Consider the following 7,342-nt stretch of genomic DNA (forward strand, 5'->3'; position numbering starts at 1 on the left):
CCGCTTCTTTTCTTTCAATCACCTGAGAGAAAGGTTATCCCTTGTTCTCCCGGAGGGGCAGCAGGGCGGACAGCTGACGGTAAAGATCCCGCTTCAGGCCCGGGGAGATGCAGGCCTCCTTGATGGGCTTGGCCAGCTTTTTCAGCTCGGCCTCACAGGTTGCAATGATCTCCTCCTCAGTGGACTGACCGTTCTCCAGCAGCTTGGCGGTCTCCTCCAGCACCACAGGCTCGGGAGCCACCGCCCCTGCAATGATGCGGGCCGGACGGTCTCCGCCGCAGCGCAGAGCAAAGTTGATGAGGGGGAAGTCAATGGTGGCACGCATGGCGTACTTATAGAAGCCGCTCTTCTCCCCCTTGGGGGCCTCGGGCACCCGGAAGCGGATCACCAGCACCGGCAGGTGCTCCTTGCAGGCCAAGCCGTTGGCCTGCGAGTGCCGGGCAATGAGCTCCTGGACCGGAATCCAGCTGCGCTGGCCGTTCTCCATGCACTCGGCCTCCGCCTCATAGAGCAGCAGCGCGGTAGCCACATCCGAGTAGTAAATGGCCCGGCACACGGGGGAGTTGGGAATCTGGAGGCACACCTCGCCCCCGGTCTTGAAGCACAGGGGCAGACCGCTGCGCCAATAACGGCTCTGGTTAAAGTAGATGCACCGGCGGTCCTGCATGATGTTGCCGCCGATGGTGGCAATGTTACGGATCTGGGGAGAGGCCGTGGCCCCCGCCGCCTGGGCGATGGCGGGCCAGCCCTCCTTGACCAGGGGGCTCACCGAGATGTCGTAAAGCCGCTCGCCGGCGCCCAGATACAGGTATCCGTCCTTGTGCTCCATGCCTTGGAGCTCAGGAACCTCGCTGACGAAGACCAGATCCTGGTCGTCCCGCACATGATTTTTCAAAAGAGGCATGATGTCCGTGCCGCCACCGATGTAGGTGGGGTGTTCTGCCTGCAGAATTTCTTCCAAAGTCTTGGCTACCATGCTCACTCCTCCTCCTTCCGACGGCTGGGCAGGATAATAAACTTGTCACACAGGGGCAGGCTGTTCAGCTCCTGACCGCTGGCGTGGCGCACCGCGTTGACAATGGCGGGAGCCACCGGAACGGTGGTCAGCTCACCCACGCTCTTGGCGCCGTGGGGACCGTAGGGATCGTAGCTGTCCACCATGTCCACATGGGTCTTGGGCATATCGTCCATCTGGGGAATGCGATAGTGCAGAAGGTCGGAGGACATGGTCCGCTTGCTCCGGGGATTGATCTCCATCCGCTCATAGAGGGCATAGCCCACGCCCTGGGCGATGCCGCCCTCGATCTGGCCGGCCACGGTCATGCGGTTGATGGGGGTACCCACGTCCACCACCTGGATGATGTCCAGCAGACGGATGGCGTTGAGCTTCTTGTGGTACTCCGCCTTCACGAAGCACACTGCGAAGGGATTGGGGCAGGCCGCCGCCTTATAGGTGCCCGCGCCGATCATCACGCCGCCCTTCAGGTCGAACATGATCTTGGCCGTGGCCTCCTCAAAGCTCAGGTCCAGCTCCTCGCTGCCGTGGATGTGATACCGGCGGTCCTTCTCCTCCACCTCACAGTCGGGGTAGATGGCCTTCAGCTGTGCAAGCACCTTCTGCTTCAGATCCTCGCAGGCCTTCACCACGGAGTTTCCGCAGATAAAGGTCTGGCTGCTGCCGAAGGTACCGGTGTTATAGGGGGTGGTCAGGGTATCGGCCGCCGTGATCTTCACATGGGAGAGGGGAATGCCCAGGCACTCGGCCGCAATCTGGCTCTCCATGGTCTCACTGCCCTGGCCGATGTCCGCAGAGCCCACCAGCAGCTGCACCGTGGCGTCGTCGTTGAGCATCACCACAGCGCCGCTCAGGCCGTCCTTGTTGGAGGGGCCGGAGCCGTGGCAGCTGAAGGAAATGCCCCAGGCCTGCCGGATGTCCTCGTTGTCCACCAGGGGCTCCTTGGCGTCAATCTCCGCCTGGATGGCCCGGCAGCGGCGGGCACACTCCTCGATGCCGTTGCTGCTCACGGGGATACTGGCACAGGGGAAACACTCGCCCACCTGTACGTGGTTCATAAGGCGGAACTCCACCGGGTCCATCCCCAGCTTGTCGGCCAGACGGTCCAGGAGGATTTCACGGCCGAAGGTAAGCTGAGAGTTTCCGTATCCGCGGAAAGCACCGCCGATGATGTGGTCGGTGTACACACTCAGGCCCTCAAAGAAATAGTTGGGCACATTGTACTGCAGCTTTCGTGCCGCAGCCGCCACCACGGTGGGGGTGTGGGTGGTGAAGGGGCCGCCGTTGAGGCGGAAGGTGGTATCAAACAGCTTCAGCTTGCCATCCTTGCTCACGCCGATGCGCAGGTCCACGTCGGAGCCGTGGCGCACCACGGAGTAGAGGTCCTCCTCACGGGTGTAGGACAGGTTCACCGGCCGGCCCAGCTTCTTGGACATGAGAGCCGCCACATGCTGGGCGTGAATCTGCTGCCGGGCGCCAAAGCCGCCGCCCACCATGGGTTTGCTGAAGCGCACGTCCGTCTCCTTCAGGCCCAGGATTTCCGCCATGATGCGCCGCTCCTGGAACACCGTCTGAGAGGTGCTGTACACGGTCAGATGCTTGCCGTCACTGAAATCACACACGCAGCTGGTCAGCTCGATGGTGGCATGCTGCATGGGAGGCGTTACAAAGTGGTCCTCCAGAATGATGTCGGACTCGGCCTCGCCCACAGCCCGGTCACCCTGAGACACCTCGCGCCGCTGGATGATGTTATCGGGCGCAATGTGGGGCTGCAGTGGATCGGCCTTCTCATCCATGGCCTGCTTGATCTCCAGATAAGGGGTCAGCTGCTCATACTCCACCTTCACCCGGTCCGCGGCCTCCCGGGCCGCTTCCTCGGTCTCCGCAGCCACGCAGGCAATGCGGTCGCCCAGCACCTTGGGCTCCAGGGTCAGCACCGTCTCATCCTTCATGAGCAGCGGAGAGGGCGGGTTGCCCGAACAGTTGAAGTAATCCTGGGGCACTTCCTCAGGCAGCAGGCACCCCAGATAACCGGGCACCTTTTCCGCCTCGCTCACGTCAATGCTCAGAACCTTTGCCCGGGAATAGGGGCTGCGCACCAGGGCCGCATACACCATGTTGGGCACCCGGATATCGTCGGTATAAACCGCCTGTCCGGAAGCCTTCTTCCAGGATTCCAGACGGGGCACCTCTTTGTTGACGCTTTCAAAGTTTCTTGTCTCGCTCACGCCTGCTCCCCCTTCCCCTGGGCATAACGGGCCACAACCTCAGCGGCCATGCCGATGGCCTGCTCAATTTTCTCGTATCCCGTGCACCGGCACAGGTTGCCCGACATGGCTTGCCGGACCTCTTCCTTGGTGGGGTGGGGGTTCCGGTCCAGAAGGGCCTTGGCCGCCATAATCATCCCCGGCGTGCAGAAGCCGCACTGAATGGCGCCTGCATCAATAAACGCCTGCTGCAGGGGATGGGGGTGCTCCTCCGTTCCAATGCCCTCAATGGTTTCCACCCGCTTGCCGTCCGCGCTGACCGCGAACACACAGCAGGAGTTCACCGCACGGCCGTCCATAATCACGGTACACGCTCCGCACTCTCCCAGATCACAGCCCTTCTTGGCTCCCGTAAGGCCGGCCTTCTCCCGCAGCACATGCAGAAGGGTCTCCTGCTCCCCTACGGTAAACGCACGGGGCTCTCCGTTGAGCTGTATGGTAATATGATACTGCTTCTCCTCCATCGTTTCTTCTCCTTCCTCGAATGGTTCGCTTCTTCCTTCCAAAAAAGTAATGTGTATTTATTCCTCTATATTGCTCTGTGCACGGCGCTCCACCTGTTCCAGGTAGAGCAGATCCACAGGGGAATAGACATTCTGCAATAGTTTTCTGGCCCGGGCTGCGTAAAACTCCGCGCTCTGATCCAGATACCGTCCAAACACCGAGCGGAGCTTGGAGTCCTCCTTCATTCGCAGGGCAATCTGTCCATACATGCGGTTGAGCATTCCCTGCTCATAACAGCTCTCCAGACGCTGCGAGAACCGCTCTGCTCTGGTGAGATACTGGAAGGCCTCCTGATAGCGCCCCTGCTGCACGCAGAGCATTCCGTAGTAGCCAAAGGCGACGCCCCGGCCCCACATCAGCTCCACAGCATCGAACTGGCGGATGGCCATGGCCAGGTACCGCTCCGCCGCCGTCAGATCGCCGCTGTCAAAGGCCGCCTGTCCCGCATAGGTGTAGAAGGTGGCGGTGCCCCCTGCCAGGAAGTGGCTGGTACAGATGGAGACGGCCTTGGCGTAATAGGTCTTGGCCTGGTCGTAGTGCATCTGACTGCGCTCCGCCTCGCCCAGCCAGGCGTAGGAGGCCGCCAGATTGTAGATGTACCGCTCCTTTTCCTCGGAATGCTCAAAGGTAACGATGGCAAACTGCAAATCTGCAATGCCCTTTTCAATGTCCCCGGACATAATGCTGCACAGACCGGACAGCCGCTTCCAGATGGCCTCTTCTTCCACCTTATAAATGTTCTGCAGCAGCTGCAGGGACTCGTCAATGACCCGACGCATATTTTTTGTGTCATATCGGTCCAGGTGGACACAGATGAGCTGCCGGTTTGCTTTGATCAGATTGGTATAGCAGCGCTGGCTGTCCTGCCCCGCATTGAGTGCGATGAGCTTATTGATGTAAGGCAGACCTTTCTCATACTCCACCAACCGGATGTGGTAGCGCCCCATCATATGGTAGTAGTCGGACAGGAAGCCCCAGCAATCCTCCTCATCCAGGTCGTCCATGTTCTCATCCATCAGCTTCTTGATGTCTTTGAGAATACGGGCGATGCCCTCGTTGTCGCTGCCGTCAAGCTCCGGTGTATCCGCCCAGGGCTGGGAGACATAGTTGGCGTTGACGATGATGGGATAGTACTCATGGGAACGGTTTAAGTAGCTGTACACATACTCCACGTAGTATTTCAGGTACTTCTTTCTGTCCCTGGACCGCTGGAAATGGTACATGAGCTGGGAGTAAAGCAGCAAATCGCTGTCGCTGCTGCGCAGCTTTCGCTCCAGGCAGCAGCCCACCTTCTGGTGGAGCAGCTGCTTCTTGGTAATGGACATCTCACCATAGACACACTCCAGTGTCTTCTGATGGACAAACTGGAATTTGACATCCTCCGGCTGAGAGGATTCCCGAATCAGCTGTTTGGAAATCAGCTCCTCCAGCACATCCACAAGCTCATATTCTTCCCGCCCCGACAGCTCCAGAAGAAGCTCAAAGGTGGCTCCGTCAAAGAACACGGACAGCAGGTTCAGAATGTTGCGGCACTCCCCGGAAAGCATCACAATCCGGGCGTAAATGCTGTCCCGGATATTGGGGGTGACATCCGCCATGGAGCGATTATGGCGGAGACTGTTTGCCGTTTCCATAATAAAGAAGGGGTTGCCATCCGTCTCCCGATAAAACCGCTGTCGGACATCCTCCGACTCCAGTCCCTCGGGCACCAGCAGGTTGGCCAGCTGGATGGTCTCCTCATAGGTAAAGCGCTCCAGATTCACTTTTTTCAGCAGACGGGACAGGGCCATGCTCTCCAGAAACCGATCCACAAAGGGACGCTTATCCCCCCGACAGGTGAGCAGAAACAGAATGTTCTGATTCTGCTCCGAGGTCATGATGTCCTGTATGAGGGAAATAGTAATATTATCCGCCCACTGAAGATCGTCAAAAAAGAAAATCAATTTCTGTTTTCTGGCCAGCTGAATCAGGATTTGCGCGATCAGCCGCTCGGAATTGTTGTACCGCACGGTGGCTATTTCGTCCTGATCCATGGGCTGCCCACTGCCGTTCTGCCGAAAAAAGGGAAACACATTGGAAACAGCCTCCACAAAAGGCGCACTGTCCTCCTGAGGCAGGCGTTCCCGGAAAAAGACGATGAGCTGGGCAAACACGTTCTGCCACGGCTTCAGAGCATATTGCTCCTCCGCCCGATAGCAGCGGGTCTGGAAACAACTCATCTCCTCCCGCTGGTCGATCTCCTTCAAAACGGTTTCCAAAAGGCAGGTCTTTCCGATGCCTGTCTCTCCCAGCACGGCCAGACTGATTCGTTCGCCCCCCGCCAGAAAACTCTCAATGGTACTGGAAACCAGATCCCGTTCCTTCTCTCGTCCAAAGAAAATTTTCTCCGCTTCCGGGGGCTTTTCCATGGCACTGCGCTGGGAAATCAAATTGGAAACCCGCCGATTGCGCAGATCCTTGATCTGCTCCATCAGGGAGGTGGCCTCCTGGCCGGGCTCCTGAAACAGTTCTTCTGCAAACAGCTTTTTCAGCCGGTCGTACAGCGCAGTCGCCTTGGAATACTGTCCCTGAAGCCGGTAAAGCTCCATCAGGCGGCAGTATGTGGACTCATCGTACTCATCCAGCTGCAAAAGCTGCAGGCAGCCGCTTTCACACCGCTCCCACTGCTGCTGCTGAAAGCTGTCTTCCACATCCTGCTTCAGACGCTCCAGATACACCCGGTTATAGTTCTGCCGGATTCCAAGCACCCAGTCGTTGTAGTACTCATTGTCCTTCAGGTAGAACTCTTCCAGAAAATCCCCCGCATAACCGGTCAGCGGCCCGTTGTCCTCCATAAACTGGAGCAGATCCACCTCAACCTGGTAGTTGGGATTCATTTCCAGTACATCTTTCTGGGTTTCCAGCAGCAGATCAGGCCCCAGTGCCTTGCGCAGCACATAGATTGCGTTGCGCATGTTGGATCGGACCTTCTTCTCGTCTCCCCGATCGCCCCAGATAAGGTCTGCCAGCTTAAATCGGGAGGCACTGCCCTCCACCAGCAGGTAATAAAGCAGCGCTTCCGCCTGTTTAAAGGGTAGAGAGACCTGCTCTCCGTCCAATAAAATACGCGGTCTGCCCAACAAGAAGGCCTGAATCTCTTTCACCGGGATCACCTCTGTCTGTCTTTGCCGCCAAATTCAGGCAGCACTGGATCCCGCAGTGTCCAGCCGTTCCACTCTCCTCTGCGGGCCATAGGTCCTTGATTGCCACTTTATTATAGCAACTTCCCTCAGGCCCGTCAAAGGAATCTGTCAGGAAACCGGGTGAGCCACCGGAACGCCGCTAAAGCGGCGTTCCGGTGGCTTTTCCCATTTTTGATTTTGTATTTTGCTTGGCTTACAGCTCGCCCACAGCGGCCTCAATCGCGTTGAGCAGATCATCGGACTCGATGAGGCCGATGGTAGCCTTGGACTGGTTGCCCATGTAGATGTCTTCCTTCTGGAACTTGATGAGCTCAGTCACCTTCTCATAGGCGATGGAAGTGCCCTTGCCCAGCTTGAACTGGCCCAGCTTCTCC

Annotated in this window: 5 protein-coding genes; all 5 read right to left on the bottom strand. The window is 58.3% G+C overall.

Annotation, left to right across the window (positions count from 1 at the left end):
* Positions 1 to 34: 34 nt before the first annotated feature.
* A complete protein-coding gene (locus DWX58_RS07700; RefSeq protein WP_118642556.1) occupies positions 35 to 976 on the bottom strand; it encodes an FAD binding domain-containing protein in 942 nt (313 codons plus the stop codon).
* Between the two features lie 2 nt (positions 977 to 978).
* Positions 979 to 3,243 carry a molybdopterin cofactor-binding domain-containing protein gene (locus DWX58_RS07705; protein ID WP_118642558.1) on the bottom strand — a complete coding sequence of 755 codons (2,265 nt, stop codon included), beginning with the start codon at positions 3,241 to 3,243 and terminating at the stop codon, positions 979 to 981.
* The gene (locus DWX58_RS07710; protein WP_118642560.1) at positions 3,240 to 3,746 is read right to left on the bottom strand and encodes a (2Fe-2S)-binding protein; all 507 of its coding nucleotides are present in this window, start codon (positions 3,744 to 3,746) and stop codon (positions 3,240 to 3,242) included. The genes DWX58_RS07705 and DWX58_RS07710 overlap by 4 nt, the downstream gene beginning before the upstream one ends.
* 57 nt (positions 3,747 to 3,803) lie before the next feature.
* Positions 3,804 to 6,929, bottom strand: a complete 3,126-nt coding sequence (locus tag DWX58_RS07715; protein ID WP_118642562.1) for an AAA family ATPase — start codon at positions 6,927 to 6,929, stop codon at positions 3,804 to 3,806.
* 232 nt (positions 6,930 to 7,161) lie between these two features.
* On the bottom strand, positions 7,162 to 7,342 hold a 181-nt coding region (locus tag DWX58_RS15215), incomplete at its 5' end, for a hypothetical protein (RefSeq protein ID WP_199648727.1).

The organism is Pseudoflavonifractor sp. AF19-9AC (genome assembly GCF_003478995.1).
Classification (GTDB): domain Bacteria; phylum Bacillota; class Clostridia; order Oscillospirales; family Oscillospiraceae; genus Lawsonibacter.

What these genes read in the sequence shown, in the direction of transcription:
- DWX58_RS07700 (WP_118642556.1), bottom strand. Translation starts at nt 976, where the DNA reads ATGGTAGCCAAGACTTTGGAAGAAATTCTGCAGGCAGAACACCCCACC.
- DWX58_RS07710 (WP_118642560.1), bottom strand. Translation starts at nt 3,746, where the DNA reads ATGGAGGAGAAGCAGTATCATATTACCATACAGCTCAACGGAGAGCCC.